Genomic DNA, 19953 nt, shown 5'->3' on the forward strand with positions numbered 1-19953 from the left:
TTTAATATATTGGTTGTCAATATTTTGATTGTGTAATCTTCTAGGCCTAAGAATTCTTAAAAAAGGGCTCACTATTTTTTACAGCTGTTTCGTAACTCTCTGAACAAAAAAAATAAAATCACATTATCCTCTTTAAAGGCTTCTCTTATTTTTATGAATGCAATGCGCATTTGTGATTCGACCGTTTTAATTGAGATTCCCATTTGGTCTGCAATTTCTTGGTATTTAATACCTTGTACCTTATTCATGTGAATGATTTTTTTACACTTTGGCGGAAGATTTTCCACTACCCTTTTCATTTTTTGAATACGAATCTCTTGGGTTTCGAAATCTTCCTCAATCCTATCTCGTAATGCACTTTCCCAAACCAAGTTCATTATTTTTTCATGCTTTTTTGATGTCTTGATGGCATCAATATAAATATTATGGGCAATGGCATATAGATAACCTTTAGGTGATTTGCTGTCATCTAGTTTTTGTCGGTTTTCCCAAAGTTTTATAAACGTCTGCTGAACAATATCCTCCGATTGTGCTTTATCGTGACTATATGTTATTATATAAGCTACTAAACGGTTGTAGTATGTGTTGAATAGGTATTTAAAGGCAATTTTATCTCCTTTTTTTAATGCCTTGACCATATCATTATCATTCATTTATTACGTAGTTATGTGCTTTTTTTTAGTTGTTATGATAATTCAAAAAAATATCTCAATTATTTTTAAGGGTTTCTTATTAATTAACAGTATAGGTTGTGAAATGTGTATTGAGGATGTTCTCAAAAATAAAAATATCCCTTAAAGAATAGCAATAAATGAAAAAATATATTTCGAAACTACTTATGGGGACCATTTCTGATGATGAACTCATTGTCTTGCGGGATTGGGTAGAAGACCCTCAAAATCGGTCAACATTGGAGTCTTACTTAAAAGACTATCATGATTTGAACCTAGCATTGTTAAAAAATGATGTCGATGCTGCATATTCAAAAGTTATTGGGCAAATAGAAAGGAGGGAAAGACCAATTAAAAACTTAATACCCAATTGGACAAAATATGCGGCGGTCGTTATATTGTTTTTTGGTATAGGTTATTTGATTCAAAAAGATTTTTCTTCGCATCAAGATGCTACAGTTATTGTATCTAAAGATAAATCAATCACTTTGGAGCTTGAGAATGGCGCTGTTCAAACCATTGATGTTTCCCAAACTAAAGCGGTAAAAGATGTTAACGGGAACCTTATCGGAGCCCAAAAGCAAAACCAGTTAAGTTACACTCCAGTGGCGGGTGTTGATAAATTGGTATTTAATACTTTGACCGTTCCAAACGGCAAAAGGTTTGAACTCGTACTTTCTGATGGCACCTCGGTTCATTTAAACGCGGGTAGTTCTTTACGATACCCTATGAATTTTATAAAAGAGGGAACGCGACAAGTATTCCTCACTGGGGAGGCCTATTTTGATGTAAAAAAAAATAAATCAAACCCCTTTGTTGTGAAAGTTGGCGAACTGGAGGTCAATGTACTGGGCACAGAGTTTAATGTGTCCGCCTACACTGAGGATGTTGATATTGAAGTTGTTTTAGTGGAGGGGGCAGTGAACCTGAAACAAGATAATGACCCGGTAAATGAATCAACCAGTCTAGTTCCAGGTCAAAAGGGATTATTTGAACATACCTCTAACAATATAAGCGTAGCTAATGTCAAAACAGCACTTTATACTTCTTGGCGACAGGGACATTTGGTCTTTAGAAATGTAAGCTTTGACAACATTCTTGCAAAGTTGGAACGACATTATAGCGTTGAGATTGAAAACCGAAATAAGGAATTGGGTTCAGAGATATTTAACGCCAGTTTTAATGATGTTGAAATTGAAAAAGTACTAAGCTTTTTTAATGATGTCCATAAAATTAAATACAGTATTGAAAACAATAAAGTAATTATCGAATAGATAAAAAGGATTGAATCAGTTAAATAAGATAGATATGTAATAGAACTCGGGATCTAGGTAGACACACATACACCGACACTTCGTTTTGAGCTAAAAACAAAACCGGAAAATGTTAGAGCATTTTCCGGTGGTAAAAAGTGATCGCGCAACCAATTTGCAAACCACCATTAAACATTTCAAAAATATGAAAAAACCAGTTAATCAACAGGGGTACTATCGACCTTTGTTGAAATTAAACCTAAAAATGAAACTTACTACGTTGTTATTGATTACGACCATGTTGGGGTTACATGCCAATGACAGCTATTCTCAAAAAACGAAGGTGACATTGGATGTCAACAATGCCAGCGTCAGTGCCATTATTGATGATATTGAGTCGGCTACAGAATTTCGGTTTATTTATAAGGTAAAACATGTTGACTTAGAGCGACAAGTATCCTTGAAAGTGGAAGGCGAAAAAATCGAAACTGTACTCAACGTAATGTTTGAGAATACAAAAACCGATTACAAAGTTCGAGGCAGGCAAATTATATTAAGAGAGGGCAAAGTAAGAAGACCTACGGTTAAAGCCGTTCCAACGCAGTCATCGAAATTACCTAATCAAGATTTGGTCATAAAGGGAAGTGTAAATGACTTGACCGGTACTCCGTTGCCAGGTGCTAACATTCTTGAAAAAGGCACGTCGAATGGAACTCAAACCGACTTTGATGGTCATTTTTCCATTGAAGTTTCCGATGAGAATGCCGTATTGGTTGTTTCCTATATTGGTTTTACTACTCAGGAAGTGGCCTTACAGGGGCGGAATCAAATAGTCGTTGAGCTCGAAGAGAGTGCAGCAGGACTGGATGAGGTGGTTATCGTCGGATACGGTACTCAGAAAAAATCGGATGTTACCGGATCAATAGTCTCATTGAAACCGGATGAATTTAAAGACATGAACCTTGGTGTTACTGAAGTTCTTCAAGGAAGGGTTGCTGGAGTGAACGTAAGTAACGGAAGTATTATTATTCGTGGTGCCGCATCGATCAATGGGTCGAATCCTCTCTGGATCGTAGATGGGGCGGCAGGAGTAGTGCCTAACATGGATGATATTGAATCTATTGAAGTATTAAAGGATGCTTCTTCCACTGCAATATATGGTGCTGCCGGGGCTGGCGGCGTTATCTTGGTGACAACAAAAAAAGGGCGGGCCGGTAAATTACAGGTGCATTTTAGGCAAAATATTGGGATGGCAACACCAACATACTTACCTGATTACTTGTCAACCCCAGATTATATTAAAATACGATTGGCTTCGGGCTTTCAACCAAGTGAGACGGAAATGGAAATTTCGGGTTGGAACAACCCTGCTAGTTTACCCAGTACAGATTGGAATGATATTTTGTTTAGAAGTGCCCTGCAACAGAATTATTATTTGAATCTATCAGGGGGTACCGAGAAAACAAAATTGTCATCATCATTGGTCTACTCAAATAATAGGGGTATAGGTGTGGCTTCCCCTGTACAGGAACAGTTCAAGTTCAGGATTGCAAGTGTCACACAATTCAATGATAAGCTAAAAATAACTCAGATTCTAAATGCAAACCTAAATAGAAGTGAAGGCGGTTCGACAGGTGGGCTTCCCTACCGTGTTACACCAATAATGGAACCCTATGATGCTAACAACCCAGATGGTGGGTGGGGTATGAGACCGGTCGGTAATTTAACCAATGCTTTCAATCCCTTGATGAGTGTAATGAATACACAGAATTTGTCTCATTCAGTAGGGGTAAATTTAAATTTGATTCTTGATTACGAAGTGGCTTCAGGGTTAATGTTTCAGGCTAATTTCACAGGATCCGGAGGGGGCAATGGCTCTAAATCTTATAATCCAGATGCCAGCGCAGGTGATTTATTTATTGAATCCAAATTGGTAAGCTCTAATGGGGCAAATTATTTTGGTAAGATGTTTTATACGCTAGATTATAAGAAAACATTAGGCGATAAACATAATATAGGGGCATTAATCGGATATGATGCCTCCAAAAGTGTAGGGAATAGCACACGGGCCGAAGCGACTAACTTTAGTATTGATCCTGCGTGGTCTATTGGATTGGGAGCTGATCAACAACCCTCTTCGGGCTCTAGATATGATAATGGGAGCTTTTCGCAGTTTGCTCGCCTGAATTACTCCTATGACAGTAAATATATGGTACAAGGGACAATACGACGTGACGGTTATCCTCAGTTCGGCCCTGATAATAGGTTCGGTGTATTTCCATCGGTATCTGCCGGCTGGAATATTCATAAAGAATCTTTCATTGCCGACAACCTCTCATGGATTTCCAATTTAAAATTACGTTCGGGTTATGGTGCCATAGGCAATAGCTCGGTACCCAACTTTCTTTATCTGTCTTCTTGGACAAATACCCAAAGTTTTTATTCCCCTGATGGTGTTAATGTCGTTACTCCCTATCGTTATGACAAGCTTCCGAATACTAGTATTAAATGGGAAGAAGTGACCCAGTTGGATATTGGTCTAGAAGCCGGACTTTTTAATAATAAGTTGAATTTTTCAGCTGAATATTACGATAAAAATACAACTGACATGTTGTACCCTATAACGCTTCCCCCTTCTGCCTCCCAACATATGGGAACCACCTGGACCCAAACACCATTTATAGCTAATATTGGCGAAATAAATAACAAAGGATTCGACTTTATGGTTCAGTATCAAAGCAAGATAAAAGAACTGAATTTTGATGTTGCCTTGACCGCTTCAACCAACAAGAATGTGGTCGTAAAACTTAGCGATGAATTGAACCCTATAATATGGAGAAACGGCAGCAGTGGCTATCCAATGGCCAGCTCAATGTACCGAACAGAGAACGGAAAGCCAATGGGTCAAATGTATGGCTACCAGGTAGCCGGAATTTTTCAGACACAAGAGGAAATAGATGCACTTAACTTAGCCGCAGGAGAAGGTAATTTTTATCAGGTTGAAGGTACTGCTCCTGGGGATTTTAAGTATGTTGATCTGAATAATGACAATATGATTACTCCTGAGGAAGATATGGATGTTATCGGAAATCCATGGCCAAAGCTTATTTATGGATCGAATATCAGCCTCTCATGGCGAAATTTCGAATTGAACATGGGGTGGTTAGGTAATTATGATACTGATATTTACAATACTCAAAAGATTAACGACCACAATATTTTTCAGTCAGATAATGCTACTACAAAGATTTTTGATTATTGGAGTCCTTCCAATACCGATTCAAAAAATCCCCGGGTTGTTTTTGGTGATCCCAATCAAAACTTTTCAACTCAGTCAGACTATTTAATTGAAGATGGTTCCTTTCTTAAATTAAAAACCTTGTACTTAGGATGGGGGCTTCCAAAACCAATCTTGGATCGACTAAATCTTGGTGAATTGAAGTTTTTTGTAAACTTCGAAAACCTGTTGATATTTTCAAAGTTTGAAGGTGACCCTGAACTTGGTGGTGGTTACTTGGAACGAAATAGTTTTGGCCCTGGCCGTACTCCGTCGACCAAGTCGGTAATGGGGGGAATAAGTTTGAAATTGTAAAAAAAATAATAAAATCAATTATGAAAAAAGTAGCTTTGTACATCTTTGTTACGATTCTAATTATGAGCAGCTGCTCTGACGAGTATTTAGAATCAACCGATTACGATTCGGCCACGCTAGTCGAATTTCCTAATGATCCAGCTTCGCTAGAGTTGGTTGCTGCAAATATCTATTCAAATATTAATGACTATAACCTTTATGGGTTTGATTATCTGACAGGAGTGATTTTTCCAGCCGATCATTCGGTTGATTTTGGATGGAAACAAGAACGAAACTGGCAGGAAGCAGCCAGCCATAGGTGGACTCCTCAAAATGCATATTTAACAGAAGCCTGGCAAGGATTTTACAAGATTATTGGCTCAACAAATGTGTTGCTTAGGGCATGTGATAATTTGGAAGCCTCTGAATTTACTGCTGAAGATAATGCCGCTATTAATGAATACAGGGCTGAGGCGTTGTTTTGGAGAGGTTGGGCGCACCATCAACTCGTACAGCTTTTTGGAGAAGGTTACCCGGCAAATGGGGATGGAGAAAAACGAGGGGTAATAATTCATACAGAAGTTGCCACAAACTCTGAGTTGCAATATTTACCAAGGTCGACTGTTAATGAGGTATATGCCCAAATACTTTCAGATTATAAGGAGGCAGAAAAAATTCTGCCCACTTCTAGATCTGGTACTGCTGTGGCAAAGCCAACCAAATTTACAGCTCAAGCCTTTATCGGACAACTTCAATTAGGTAATGGCAATTATCAAGAGTCGGCCACTATTTTAAAAAATGTTATAGACAATAGTGCCAAGTCTCTGCTGCCTTATGAAGAATACAGCAAGCTCTTTAATGAAGACCAAATTGAATTTAGTGACGAATCTCTTCTTGAATTAAGCGTGAAGAACCGCCCAGGTTCTTGGGGTGTCTGGGGAGGTTCGGAGGGTACTATGCATAGCCTGAAAATTGCTCCTTTTGTTGGACATTTAGACACTGATGAGAATGATATTCCCATACCTGATGGGGACGGGGATTATATTGTTACCGGTACCCAAGAAACAGGATGGTGTAATTTATTTTTACATGACCGCAATATAGAACGCTTCGGAACCGACCCCCGTTTAAAAATTGTTGCAATGGAACCTGCTACACTCATAACCAAAACCGTAGATGGCAATGTGGTTGAAGCTGGTACAAATGTAAGACCCGATCAATTCATTTATGGCAAGGAGTTGCTGCTACCTTATGCAGGCACAAAGGGATATGAAGACGATATGGGGAACTCAATAAAAGGATGGTCAATTAGAAAATATGTACCGCTTGAGAAGAACTTATACGACTGGGAAGTAAGTACCGGTATTAATATACATTTTATGCGTTTGGCTGACGTCTATTTAATGTATGCTGAGGCGTCTTTGAAAGTAGGCCAAGAAGATGTTGCACGCGAGTATATAAACAAAGTTCGTCGTCGCGCTTATAATGTTTTTGATCAATCTCAAGATATTACATCAACAGGGGAAGAACTTTTTGAAGATCTTAAAGAAGAGCGGTTTAAGGAATTTTGTGCAGAGGGGGCGCAAAATTGGTTTGACTATTGCCGCTGGAAATCACTGGAGGATGTGGTAAATAAATGGTATACCTATACACTTATTACACCGGGTGTAAAGATATCGGTTAATCCTAATTCCTATTATGCGCCTATTCCATTGGTGGAGATAGAATCTAATAGCAATTGCGAGCAAAGTACGGGTTATTAATTGAGTAGTAAAACAAAATGAGAAGGGAGACCGCTTTCAAGGTGATGGCTTTAATAACACCAATTATAGGAGTTGTTATATTGGAGTTAGTACTTAATTTGGCCAATTTTGGAAACGATCTCTCTCTCTTTGTTACTGATAAGCAAGATAGTTCATTGCAACATTTGAATGATAAAGTTTCCCTGCGCTACTTTATCCAAGAAAAGAATGCTACCAAAGGAAAAATCGAGTCGTTTACGAAAGTGAAACCCGCGAATACAGCCCGAATATTTGTGCAAGGTGAATCTACAGCCGTTGGTTTTCCTTATTTTTTCAATGGTACGTTTCCTCGAATGTTAAAGTATGGAATTCGACAGTCGGACCCAACCATTCAGGTCGAGTTGATTAATCTGGCCATGACGGCTCTTAACTCATATGCTTTGTATGATTTTGTCGACGAAATTATCGAACAGAAACCCGATGCCGTGATAATTAATGCTGGCCACAATGAATACTATGGGGCCCTAGGCGTAGGTTCTACGAGTCAATTTGGTCTAGGGGTAAGCATGGGAAGGGCCGGAATATGGTTGCGTAAAACAAAAATAGGTCAGTTGCTGGCAAATACCATTTCTGCCTTTACGGCCAATAAAACTAAAATTGATTATCATGAAACCCTAATGAAACGAATGGTAAAAAACCACGAAATACCACTTCAATCTTCTATATATAAACAAGGAGTCAAGCAATTTGAAACAAATTTGCGTAGCACACTAAAGAGATATGCTGAAGCAGGTATTAGCGTGTATCTTGTCAATTCGGTATGTAATGAAAAAGACCAAAAACCATTTATTTCTGTTGATTCAGATGGAGAAGCTACAAAGGCACTGAAGAAAGCTAGCTCTGATTTTAATATGAATGGTAATACTACACTATATACCTCAAGGTTGGAGAAATTAACGGAACAGTACCCAAATTATGCGATGACCTTTTTTCTTTTAGGTAAGACCTATTTTGAACAACAAAACCATAATGCAGCATACTACTTTCGCAAAGCGAAAGAACTTGATGCGCTCCGTTTTAGGTCTCCTGAAGAAATTAATATTGTTATAGAGGAGATTAGCAAAGAGTTTCCCAATGTTAGTTTTATCGATAACGATAGTGTTTTTAGGTCTCAATCCCCGCAACAGTGTATTGGGAAGGAGCTAATTTTAGAACATCTCCACCCTAATTTAAATGGACACTATTTGATGGCAAAAACCCTGTTTGAAAAATTTGCTACGGAAGAGAACACCTTATTCCCATCACTTCGACAAAAGTCATTTCCCCAGATTTCTGAAATGCCCTTGACCGAGGTTGATTACATGACAGGAGAGATTTCCAATTTACTTTTACGTGAGGGGTGGCCATTTCTTGAGCCTCTTCCCGAGGAAGATGGAAGAGAAAAACCAATTGAAGAGGCTATTGCCGGTGCTATTTCTGTTAAAACAATGACTTGGGAGAAAGGAATGACTCAACTTCTAAACGTCTATTTGAAGACAAATGAATACGAAAAAGCTCTCAAAATATGTGAAAGCCTTCTTCTTGAATATCCGCATAATGAAGAATTATACGAAAAGGTAATTCAATTGTGCACAAAAACACAAGCTTATGAGAAAGGAGTGACCTATGGTATTATGAAATGGCAAATGGCAACCAATGAAAAAACAGCGCGACAACTCCTTGTTCTTTACCTTAAGCTAGACAGGCCAAAAGATACATTGAAGTATGTGCAATACCTAATTTCTATAGAGGCCAAACCCGATTTTCGCCCTATGTCCCACGTAGTAAATCAGCTTATAACTGCTAAGGACCTGCTTGAAAAAGATCCTGAGAATTCCGAGGTAAAACTTCAGATTGCGCGATTGTACAACAGTATTGGCAACTTTAATATAGCTCAGCGATATGAATCAGCGAAATAAAAATATTGACTTTGGTTTAGTGCTCTCTTTAGCACTTTTGCTGTTCGCTCTGTGGATGCCCCACCGTCCGTATTTTTTAAAAATAGCTATTTTTTCTTTGCTCATAACCATTTTAGTCCCTTTTGTTTTAACCCCATTTAGCTGGCTATGGTTAAAATTAGGGAGACTGCTTGAAAAGGTTGGATCCATTGTATTGCTATCGGTGCTTTTCTTTTTCGTTCTTACCCCAATCGCATTTTTAATGCGACTTTTTGGACAAGATTCCTTAAGACTTCGGCCAAAAGACAAGGGAGCGAATTCCTTTTTCATACAGCGGGTCAAACGATTTGAAGGTTCGGATTTCAAAAAACAATTTTAAATCCTTTATGCTTTACAAGCTACCCGATGAGCGGTTTTGATAATTGTATTTTTTATTTAACAGTACTAAACTAGAATAAAACTATACCATGTTCGATTTTTTTATAGAGTTCATTCAGTTTCTTGGGCAGCGCAAAAAATACTGGTTGATACCGACCATCGTCTTATTAATATTATTAAGTGCGCTAATCGTAGTCACCCAAGGATCGGCGTTGGCACCCTTTATTTATTCGTTATTCTAATCTATGGAAATTATTTTGGGCATATCGGCTTTTTATCATGATAGTGCAGCTGCTCTGGTGGCAAATGGCACTATTTTGGGTGCGGCTCAAGAAGAGCGGTTTTCACGCATTAAGCATGATAGTTCCTTTCCTACGTCGGCAATAAGTCATCTTTTGTCTTCTTCAGAAATAGAACCTGAAGAGGTTACAGCGGTGGTATTTTATGAAAAGCCATTTTTAAAGTTTGAAAGACTTATAGAGACCTACCATGCTTTTGCTCCAAAAGGGTTTAGAAGTTTCCTTCGGGCAGTTCCTTTATGGATAAAAGAAAAACTGCATACCAAACGCAATATTAAAAGGAAATTAGAGGAGCTTGGTATTTGTGCCGAGATACTTTTCTCGGAACATCATTTGTCGCATGCGGCAAGTGCATTTTATCCATCGCCGTTTTTAAAGGCGGCGATTCTAACAATAGACGGAGTCGGTGAGTGGTGCACCACGGCCATTGCCAAAGGAGAAGAACAAAATATTACCACACTTTGTGAGCTTCATTTTCCACATTCCTTGGGATTACTGTATTCGGCCTTTACCTACTATTGCGGTTTTAAGGTAAATAGTGGGGAATATAAGTTGATGGGGTTGGCTCCCTATGGATTGGATTGCGAAGAGACGCAACAGATGGTTGATAAGATAAGGTCAACGCTTATAAATATTGCCGACGATGGATCCTTTACACTCAATATGGGCTATTTCAACTTTGCCACTGGGCTAACCATGACCAATGATGTATTATGGGAGTCGCTTTTTAAAATACCTAGGCGCAGTCCAGAAAGCGAGTTAAGGCAAGAATTCATGAACTTGGCTCGGGCAGTTCAGCTCGTTACTGAAGAAATTGTTTTAAAATTAGCTAAAACAGCTCGCCATCTTACCCAATGCAATAACTTGGTAATGGCCGGCGGTGTGGCTCTAAACTGCGTTGCCAATGGAAAGATAGCAGCCTCGGGACTTTTCGAAAACATCTGGATCCAACCTGCATCGGGTGATGCTGGAGGCGCTTTGGGTGCGGCACTTGCAGTTTGGTATTTAAAATACAGAGGGAAACGTACGATCAATCTTGACGATGGTATGAACGGAAGTTTGATTGGTGGGGTTTCAAAACAACAACAAGTAGTGAGTTTTGGAAAAAATGCTATAAAGCAGACCCTTGATGATGACCGCCTATTCTCAACAGTAGCCGAAAAATTATCACAAGGTGCTATAGTGGGATGGTTTCAAGGTGAAATGGAATTTGGTCCTCGGGCCTTGGGGAACCGGTCTATTTTGGCCGATCCGCGCCATTCTGAAACGCAACACATGATAAATAACAAGATTAAATATAGGGAAAATTTTAGACCATTTGCCCCCGCTGTGTTAAAGGAAAGGGTTGATCAGTATTTCGAAATGCCCATATATAATTCATACATGCTAATGACCGCTCCGGTAAAAGCACAACATCGTCTTTTATTTCCTGATAATTTCCATTCGATGGATTGGAAGAAACGACTTTATCTGAACCGATCTACGATTCAAGCCGTAACCCATATTGATTATTCTGCCAGGGTACAAGTGGTAAATAAGAAAAAGACACCACGTTTTCACAGTTTAATAGAGGCATTCTGCAAAATTACGGGTTGTGCAATGTTATTGAATACTAGTTTTAATGTTCGAGGGGAACCCATTGTTTTTTCCCCATCCGATGCATATCGGTGCTTTATGTCTACAGGTATGGATTATCTCGTGGTGGGCAATGATCTTTACGCTAAGTCAGATCAGCCTTTTGAGAACTTGATTGCGCCCCTTAAAAAAAATGATTGAAAAGACAGTTGTTATTCCCATACTTAAAAAAATGAACGGCAGCGCTAAAATTAATATTATGATTAAAAGTTTAATTATTCTTTTTCTGGTCCTTGGTGCTCAAATTATGAGCGCACAGCAAAATCCCTTTTCTCAGCGCATCGCCGAAGAGAAAGCCCTAAAGATATACGAACAAGAGTATCCACCCATGCAATCGATGCCTGAGCCCGCTGCAGCCAAAAATGAACTTTTGTTTGGAGCGCGCCTCCTTCGCTCCGTAACACTTTTGGCGACAAGTCGCCCCGAACGTAGGTGGCCCGTTAAAATTTTAATCTATGGACAATCCATTACCGGTAGTCAAGTTTTTACCGAATTATTAGCTGCTTACCTGAAAGAGCAGTTTCCATATGCAGATATTACCTTGGAAAACAGGGCGATTGGTGGATTTAATGCCGAACAAATCATTCGTACCTCGGTTCATGATGTTTATCCCTTTTATCCCGATTTGACAATTTTTCATGTTTATGATGGTGAGAAGAATAGAGAGTTAGAACAACTTTTTGCAGATATCCGCAGATATACCACTTCCGATATCTTATTACTGAACCATCATTTAGATGATTATAATCCCCAAGTGGATCCCTTCGCATATCAATACCTTCGATACGTAGCCAATAAATACAATTGTGAGTTGGTCGATATTTCCACCGAGTGGACCAAATACGTATCCGATAATAATTTGAAAGCTTCCGATTTACTGCGAGACAGAATCCACCCGAATAGGAACGGCAATGCGCTTATGACCCAACTTGTTGGCAAACATTTGACCTTTAATTCTTTATACCCAAGTCAATGGCAAAATACAGTACAAACGTGTTTTGTAAAAAGTGCTTATGATAATAATTTCCAAAACCCCCTTGAATTTAGTGGTAAACCATGGGAAATAGTAAATAATATACCTACAGGTGAAGGTGACAAGAGCACATTAAAGCTTTCATTTTATGGAAACAAAGTAGATATTATTAAGGGGCAAACACCCGATGGAGTCAAAACTGGAAGTGCACGAATTCTTATTGATGGAAATCCTGTTACGAGCGAGAACATGGTTTATACGTTAACACGTCCAAGTGCTGGGCCCGGAACCTGGTTTCCTGCCATTAGACGTGTAAGCCACCATAAACCCTTGATTGCAGAAGATTGGACATTGAAAATTGAAAAAGTCAATGCCGATTCCACAATTTGGTTTTATAGTGTAACAGGTTCGAAAACAGGGTATGATGGCTCAGGAAATAGTGCCGAATCTTTTGTTTCCAATTCTGGTCGGGTGGTTATTGATGCTTCTGATTATATGTTTTCCAAAATTAAAGCAGGTTTCAAGGTAGCCACTCCAGTTGGTTTCGAAGTGCATTGGTCGGCCGTACCCCTGTTCAAGAGCACCTATTCAGTTTCTGGGAACAGCAAAGAGGCACCTTATAAAACGACCTTGGTTCAAGGTCTGGAAAATGGGCCGCACACCTTGGAAATTATTCCGAATGGCGATGGAGCCGTTCCTATAGAGGCATTTGAAATTCACCGACCACCACTGCAATGAAATGAAATAGAATTTGCTGAAATCTGTCAGCCAACAAAATCGTTGCCCTGGAATACTATTCATTTAGATTACAACTATCTGGGTCGGTAAGACCTGAATCAATGAAGATATAAACATTTACTGGATGCACTGGGTTGTTGTGAATAGATATTGCCGGAATGCTTACAAAAGCCATGATTTTAGCCTGAAATATAAGGGCATTTCGAGCAAAAGTTATGGACTTGAAACAAGAATCGTCGAGGGTATAGGAGAATTAATAGAGACCGAGAAGACATCAAAAACTAAGAAAGGTATGACATCAATATTCGCTAAAATTTATAAAATGAAGTGTTTTAATACTAACTGTTCCATTTTTTTCCTTTTAATTCTAATATTATTTTCATCCAGTTTAAATGCGCAGGACCTTACTGGCGGATTGACAAAAGCGGCACCTGTAAAAAACGGTATATCCCCTCTGATTGATGGGGAATTGGATGATTGGGACCTATCTTTTATGGAGCCTTGTTATGCTTCGGAGCAAACTATTGAAAAGTTAAATGGGGAGTGGGCACTTATGTATGATGACAATGCATTATACATTGCCGGAAAAATGTCGTTACCAGGGCGGCCATATAAAAATGAAGCGATGCCGACCAGCCGCTTTTGGCAATATGACCTTTTTGCATTACGCTTATCGGCCGATCCTAAATTAAACTATCCGCTTACACATGAAGAGGGGGAAAAAAATGATAGGGTCGCCCATATCAGTATTTGGAAAAATACGAATAACAACCAAAATTACTTACATATCATTCACGGTACACGCATAAATTTAGATGAAAATGTAAACCCCGAAGGTTCAAAAGTAGCTATTAAAACAGATGGAGAACTTGAATATACGGTAGAGGTTGCTATACCTTGGTCTGCATTAAATGTGCCGGATGGGAAAAATCCGTTTAAGCCAGGTGATAGAACGGCATTTGTTTTTGATCCTAGATGGACTGGAGGTACAATCTTCTCTGCATGTTTCAGAAAAAACCCAGGCCATTTTGCATTTCATAGTCCTAGTACTTGGGGGCAAATGGAGTTTAGCGCAACTTCTCCTGGCGAAAGAATACGCCCGACCATGAAAGAATTAATTGCGGAGGTAACGACCAAGAGGAAAGAACAAGCTCCAAAAGTGGGCATTCCTATTCAAATTGAGGTTCCAGAAGATAGTTTAAAGGTTTCCGTAAATATCTTGGATAACAATGGAGAGATTATCCGTGAATTGGTAGGAGGTGAGTCCACCTCAAAAGGGTCCTATACGGCATATTGGGATGGGTATGATGCCTGGAAAAAACCTATGAAGCCCGGGAGTTACAAATGGGGTGCCTATTTTCATAAGGGGTTGAAGGCCGAGTATTTTGGGTCGGTGGGTACCTCGGGGAATCCTCCATATAATACGTTTGATGGAAAGGGGGGCTGGGGCGGAGATCACTCCAATCCTGTAGACTGTGTGGTAGACGAAAGTGGTATCTATTTTCTTTGGTCAGGCGCTGAAGCTGGAAAGGCAGTAGTTAAAACAGATTTTAATGGCAAGGTACTGTGGCGAAAAACACCATTTGTAAAGGGTGGATTTGGACCGCATTATACAATGGCCGCCGATGGAAAATACTTATATGTGACCTTGGGCGAAAACAAGTATTCAGATAATTCTCCTGAAATACAGCAAATCACCTACTTGTTTAAAATGGATGTAACCAATGGTGCACTTCTTACATGGGATGATGGCAAAGCGGAAAAAGAGATATTCAGGGCCAACCTTGCCCCATTGCCGCTAGAATTATCTCCAATGCCCATACATTTAAGCGCTAAAGTGGCAAATCACGAAGCTGGCATTAGTTATAATCCTGACTGCATGGGAATAGCCAAAGCACATGGAAAAATATATATGGCCAGCAATAACTTGGGAAAAATATTCATAATAAATCCCCAAACAGGGGAAATAAGTGACCAACTAGCTTGTGCGGGGGTACGTGGTATCAATTTCGATACATCGGGTAATTTATATGCGGTAACTGCACCAAAAGGTGCCGATCCGAAAATAATTAGATTCGAACAAGGGGTAGGAAAAAGGAAAACTGTTGTGTCACGTAACCTCGAAGTACCCTACGATGTAGCCGTTGATAGAAATGGTCAAATCTTTGTGTCTAATCAAGGGGAAGCGCAGCAGGTGAAAATCTTCAGTAATAAAGGCAAAATTATTTCATCAATCGGTAAAAGGGGTGGTCGCCCATGGCAAGGAAAGTATGATCAATCGGGCTTGTTGAACCCCACGGGGTTATGTATTGACAAAGAAGGTCGTTTACTGGTGACCGAATCTTCTCTTCCAAAGGTGTTTTCCCGTTTCAGTATACCTGATGGAAAATTGGAAAACCGTTGGTTTGGCCCCGGGGTATACTGGAATTCAACATGGCCGATGCCCGATGATCCCAAACATGTGTTCTATATGCTGACCGATGGTATAGGAAGAGGAAATGTTACAGGCCCTTTGGAAGTGGGTGAGCCCGATGCATATTGGGATTTAAGCCGTACTCCTTATTCGTTCGTAGGAAGTCTTGAACGCTTGATTCCTCAGCCGGAAGTAATAAAGGCAGATAACAACAAACTCTATCTTGTGAAAGATACCGATCCACATTCAGTATTATTAATGGAAAATGATGTGTTGCGCCCTGTTTCAATGTGGGAGTGGTCGAGAAAAGAGAAACGCTTTGATCTTTGGATCGATAAAAATGCCGATGGGGTCAAACAAGAAGAAGAGAAAAGCCGATTAAGCAAAACGGCAGATGGGAATCAGCTATTGAACATTGCCGATAAAACGTCGTCTCTTCATATGGAGTCGAATGGGGATCTCTATTTCGTTTCTATGAACCAAATCCTAAAAATTCCTGCAAAATCATTGCTTTCTGATGGACAAATTGAATGGGACTTAGCGAAAGCGTCACTAGCAGTTCCCGTTGTATTTCCCGGAATGAAAAGATTTGGCCAAACTTGGAGAACAGGTATATTGGGCGTTCGTCTGGATAGTCAAAAGAATATATATACAGCTTTTAATGTGGCGGCCAAGGGATTTGGAGGAAAGTATGACTATCCATCGGAAACAGTTGCCAAGGAGATGCTTGAAGGGTTGGGGCATACGTCTACCTTTAATGCGGTAAAGTTTGCCAAGTATGATGCTAAGGGCGACTTACAATGGATGGCTGGGCGCAAAGCAACTGCTGGTGCAAAAGCAGGAGAAATGTATCATTTCTGGAATTTAGCGGGCATAGTAAATGACAAATATGTTGCCGGCGGCAGTGAATGGGGCCAGATTTATTTTTATACCCATGATGGATTTTTTGTAGATGCCCTAATGAACAACCCGGCAGAGGCACCGGCGCCAGGACCTTATACTTTTGGAGGTGAAACCAGTGGTGCAAGAGTGCAATATTTTCCAGAGCAAGATGAACTATGGGCATATTCTACGGGCAAGGCTTATCGCGTAAAGGGATTTAAAGGAGGTGAAGTGAACGGAGAGAATAGAGTCTATGGGAAGATAGAATTAGATAAGACGTATGAGAAAGACAAAATCATAGAAGAGCCGGTACAGACATTGAGAATCGTTCCGACGGAGCTGGATTTAATGTCAAATAAAAATGGTTGGAGTGAAATCATATCTTCAAAAGTGGTGAAAAAAGGAAGAAAGCTTGGTTCAGGACAGTTGGCTTACGATGACAAAAATCTTTATGGCCGAATGGAAGTAATTGATCCTTCGCCAATGGTCAATGCAGCAAGTCAGTTAGAGCTATTCTTTAAGGGCGGAGACATTGCCGGAGTAGTACTAGGGCCGAAACGTGGATCGGATACCCCCGGTCAAGGAGATATCCGCATCAGTGCAGTTATGCTCGATGGAGTTCCGAAACTCTTGGCAATGAAACAGAAAACATCGCAAAAAAAGGCTCCGTTCGAATATTATACGCCCGCTAATGGTAAGGTTTTGTTCGAATATGTAGGTGAAGTTACCGGTGGTGAAGTGAAGATGGAAAAGACATCTAACGGCTATGAAGCTACTTTTGCCGTCCCCCTTTCTTTTCTTGAATTTAATATATGGAAAGAAAGCAGCCTAAGAGGTGATATTGATCTTCGCTATTCAGGAAACGGACAACGTGGGGTTCAAGCGGTAAGCAGAAACTATTTATATACTCCCGATAACCCACAGACAACCATGACCGATGACATTCCAACAGAGGCAAGGTTGTATCCACAGTATTGGGGGCCAATAGTAATTGAATAATAAATCAGGGGAAAATCAAACCCTTGGGGTGAATCTCTTAAACTATTAATTTTTAATATAACGTGTTTATCGATATGGTCTAAATCAACCTATTTAGGCCATATCATACACTTTATGCAATGGTTTTTTGTCAAAATAAAAATATCAAATAAAACATTTAAGTAGTAGCCCTATATGGGTATTTCTGAAAAATTATGGGGATGGTGAGGTATCTTCATTAACTTGGCATTTGTAACCCGGAAATGACCAATGTGGTGGATATATTATTTTCTATACTGGCAAGAATTGGTGCTTTCTGCTACGCCACTATATAATTGGAAGAAAAACACTAATATTTCCTGCCGCTACAGTTTTAGGAGCCAATCCCTAAAATTTAAAATGAATCAGAGAGGTATTCAAGCCAATCTTCATTTCTAACCTAAACTTAATCTTATTTTGTTAATATATTTAACTATAAGTAAAATTTTATTTTTACTTTTGGTTAAAAATGTATACATATATTATAAAATTATGTATTCGAACGAAAATATGAATACTAATAAGATGAATAGCTTCAGAAAGTTTACAAAGTGCCTTTTCATTGGGACTGCGCTCGCCCTTGCATTGGCTGCATGTAGAAATGAAGATGCGGGAATTAAGGGGATAGAACACGTTTTGGTTATTGGCATTGATGCCTTAAGTCCCGATGGTATAGCAAATGCCCATACACCAAATATAGACAGCCTTATAAAAGAGGGTGCATATACCATGCATGCAAGAGGCGTACTGCCAACTAGTTCTGGTCCAAATTGGGCATCGGTATTGATGGGGGCCGGTCCGGAACAACATGGGATTACAGGAAATGACTCCGATCCTTTGGAGCCGGTGCTGCCACCATTGGTAAGTGCAGACGGCCAAAAGAAGCTGTTCCCCACAATTTTTGAAGTAATTCGAAGAGCGGAAGCAACTGCAGAATTGGGAACCGTTCATCAATGGGATGGCGTTGCGATATATTATGAACCCGAACACTTGAATTATGCCAAGAGTACCGAAACATTAAAAGAAACGGCGGATTTAGCGGTTGAGTATTTGGCGGAAAAAAGGCCCAAATACTTTTTTGTGCATTTTGATGATGTTGATCAAGCTGGTCATTCTTTTGGCCATGGGTCGGAAACCTATTATAAGGCTGTGACGGAAGCGGATGCCTATGTGGGAGAAATTCTTCAGGCCTTGGATCGAACCGGAATGGCCAGTAATACCTTGGTCATATTAACGGCCGATCATGGCGGCATAGGCAATGGTCATGGTGGTGATACACCGGAAGAATTGACCATACCATTTATAATGAGGGGACCAGAAGTAAAAAGGAATTATGAGATAAAGGAGTCGGTGAATGCTATTGATAATTCACCCACCGTAGCTTTTGCCTTGGGGGTTCCGGTGCCAGAAGCTTGGGTTGGCTGGCCGGTAAAGAGTGCTTTTGAAGGTTTTCCGGAACCAGAGGGAATATATGCCACCAAAAGCTTCGTCAAAGCTCCGAGGATATATCCAATAGGTTATCATTTTAATCCATCGGGAGGGCTGTATATTTCGGAGAAACCCTTGGTCGAAATGGATTTGCCGACCGACGATTCATATATACGCTACACTCTAGACGGCAGCGATCCCCATTCGGGAGCCAAGATATATTCCGCTCCCTTTAGGGTAGATAGTTCGGTAGTCGTAAAGGCCAGTAAGTTTATAGGGGATAAGGAAGTTAGTAATGTTCAGACGGCCTATTTTCGAGTACTCGACAATGCGGAAGGAAGAGGAATTTCGGCAAAGTATTATTACGGTAAAAATTTAGAAAAATTACCGGATTTTGATACGCTGTCTCAAGTGGGTGAGACTTTTAGAACGTTTGAAATTACCTCGGAAGGGCTTACTTTTCCCAATGGTGTTGACCAATTGGCCATGGTGTTTACCACCTATTTTGATGTGGAAGTACCAGGCGATTATACCTTTTATATAGCATCTGACGATGGAAGCAAACTCTTTGTGAACGATAAGGAAGTTGTAGATCATGATGGCAACCATGGTGTTACGGAAAAAAAGGGAAGTTTGGCGTTGGAAAAAGGTAAGCACAAGATCGAATTGCAGTGGTACAATAGTGGTGGTGGTTACGGACTGTATACCTTTTTTGAAGGCCCCGGTATTCCTAAGCAGGTACTTTCATCCGATCGGTTGTACCTACAATAAGGCTGTTCAATTGTATGGCACACAAGACAGATTTGGCCTAAGCCGACCCTTTAATTTTAGAATAGTATTAAACTAAAAATTTAGGAGTAATTAAGAAGATTAAACTGCTTTCTGTTCCAGTGAAATTCTTGAGTATCAACAAACCGAGCTATTAAAAGTCAAAGGAAAATGCTAAGATGGCGTCAAAAGGTGTGCGCCCCGTTGTATTATCCGACGGTTACCCGGTGGTTAGCACCAATTCCACC

The 19953-nt window shown here is 39.9% G+C and carries 10 protein-coding genes; 9 read left to right on the forward strand and 1 reads right to left on the reverse strand.

Annotated elements, in window-relative coordinates; translation table 11 throughout:
• Positions 1 to 71 precede the first annotated feature (71 nt).
• Positions 72 to 653, reverse strand: coding sequence for an RNA polymerase sigma-70 factor (locus AACZ88_RS22840; RefSeq protein WP_339715773.1), 582 nt, complete (start codon positions 651 to 653; stop codon positions 72 to 74).
• Between the two features lie 158 nt (positions 654 to 811).
• Here AACZ88_RS22840 and AACZ88_RS22845 point away from each other — a divergent pair, with 158 nt between their 5' ends.
• From AACZ88_RS22845 to AACZ88_RS22885, 9 genes are all read left to right on the forward strand, one after another.
• Positions 812 to 1945, forward strand: coding sequence for a FecR domain-containing protein (locus tag AACZ88_RS22845; RefSeq protein ID WP_339715776.1), 1134 nt, complete (start codon positions 812 to 814; stop codon positions 1943 to 1945).
• Between the two features lie 184 nt (positions 1946 to 2129).
• On the forward strand, positions 2130 to 5516 hold the full coding sequence (locus AACZ88_RS22850) for a TonB-dependent receptor (RefSeq protein WP_339715779.1): 3387 nt from the start codon (positions 2130 to 2132) through the stop codon (positions 5514 to 5516).
• Between the two features lie 20 nt (positions 5517 to 5536).
• A complete protein-coding gene (locus tag AACZ88_RS22855) occupies positions 5537 to 7258 on the forward strand; it encodes a RagB/SusD family nutrient uptake outer membrane protein (RefSeq protein WP_339715781.1) in 1722 nt (573 codons plus the stop codon).
• A gap of 17 nt (positions 7259 to 7275) precedes the next feature.
• The gene (locus tag AACZ88_RS22860) at positions 7276 to 9195 is read left to right on the forward strand and encodes a hypothetical protein (RefSeq protein WP_339715784.1); all 1920 of its coding nucleotides are present in this window, start codon (positions 7276 to 7278) and stop codon (positions 9193 to 9195) included.
• A gap of 446 nt (positions 9196 to 9641) precedes the next feature.
• Complete coding sequence (locus AACZ88_RS22865; RefSeq protein WP_339715787.1) at positions 9642 to 9794, forward strand: DUF5989 family protein; 153 nt, start codon at positions 9642 to 9644, stop codon at positions 9792 to 9794.
• 3 nt (positions 9795 to 9797) lie between these two features.
• Entirely contained in the window at positions 9798 to 11627 is a 1830-nt protein-coding gene (locus AACZ88_RS22870; RefSeq protein ID WP_339715790.1) for a carbamoyltransferase N-terminal domain-containing protein, read from the forward strand.
• Positions 11628 to 11685: 58 nt separating this feature from the next.
• Complete coding sequence (locus AACZ88_RS22875; RefSeq protein ID WP_339715793.1) at positions 11686 to 13197, forward strand: SGNH/GDSL hydrolase family protein; 1512 nt, start codon at positions 11686 to 11688, stop codon at positions 13195 to 13197.
• Positions 13198 to 13519: 322 nt separating this feature from the next.
• A complete protein-coding gene (locus AACZ88_RS22880) occupies positions 13520 to 17491 on the forward strand; it encodes a FlgD immunoglobulin-like domain containing protein (protein WP_339715796.1) in 3972 nt (1323 codons plus the stop codon).
• A gap of 543 nt (positions 17492 to 18034) precedes the next feature.
• Positions 18035 to 19708, forward strand: coding sequence for an alkaline phosphatase family protein (locus AACZ88_RS22885; RefSeq protein WP_339715799.1), 1674 nt, complete (start codon positions 18035 to 18037; stop codon positions 19706 to 19708).
• The last annotated feature ends 245 nt before the right edge of the window (positions 19709 to 19953 follow it).

The sequence above is a fragment of the uncultured Kriegella sp. genome, from assembly GCF_963975415.1.
Lineage (GTDB): Bacteria > Bacteroidota > Bacteroidia > Flavobacteriales > Flavobacteriaceae > Kriegella.

Bases quoted from the DNA above. Each gene is read 5' to 3' on its own strand.
- AACZ88_RS22845 (WP_339715776.1), top strand. From the start codon at position 812: ATGAAAAAATATATTTCGAAACTACTTATGGGGACCATTTCTGATGAT.
- AACZ88_RS22850 (WP_339715779.1), top strand. From the start codon at position 2,130: ATGAAAAAACCAGTTAATCAACAGGGGTACTATCGACCTTTGTTGAAA.
- AACZ88_RS22865 (WP_339715787.1), top strand. From the start codon at position 9,642: ATGTTCGATTTTTTTATAGAGTTCATTCAGTTTCTTGGGCAGCGCAAA.
- AACZ88_RS22840 (WP_339715773.1), bottom strand. From the start codon at position 653: ATGAATGATAATGATATGGTCAAGGCATTAAAAAAAGGAGATAAAATT.
- AACZ88_RS22860 (WP_339715784.1), top strand. From the start codon at position 7,276: ATGAGAAGGGAGACCGCTTTCAAGGTGATGGCTTTAATAACACCAATT.
- AACZ88_RS22875 (WP_339715793.1), top strand. From the start codon at position 11,686: ATGATTAAAAGTTTAATTATTCTTTTTCTGGTCCTTGGTGCTCAAATT.
- AACZ88_RS22880 (WP_339715796.1), top strand. From the start codon at position 13,520: ATGAAGTGTTTTAATACTAACTGTTCCATTTTTTTCCTTTTAATTCTA.
- AACZ88_RS22885 (WP_339715799.1), top strand. From the start codon at position 18,035: ATGAATAGCTTCAGAAAGTTTACAAAGTGCCTTTTCATTGGGACTGCG.
- AACZ88_RS22870 (WP_339715790.1), top strand. From the start codon at position 9,798: ATGGAAATTATTTTGGGCATATCGGCTTTTTATCATGATAGTGCAGCT.
- AACZ88_RS22855 (WP_339715781.1), top strand. From the start codon at position 5,537: ATGAAAAAAGTAGCTTTGTACATCTTTGTTACGATTCTAATTATGAGC.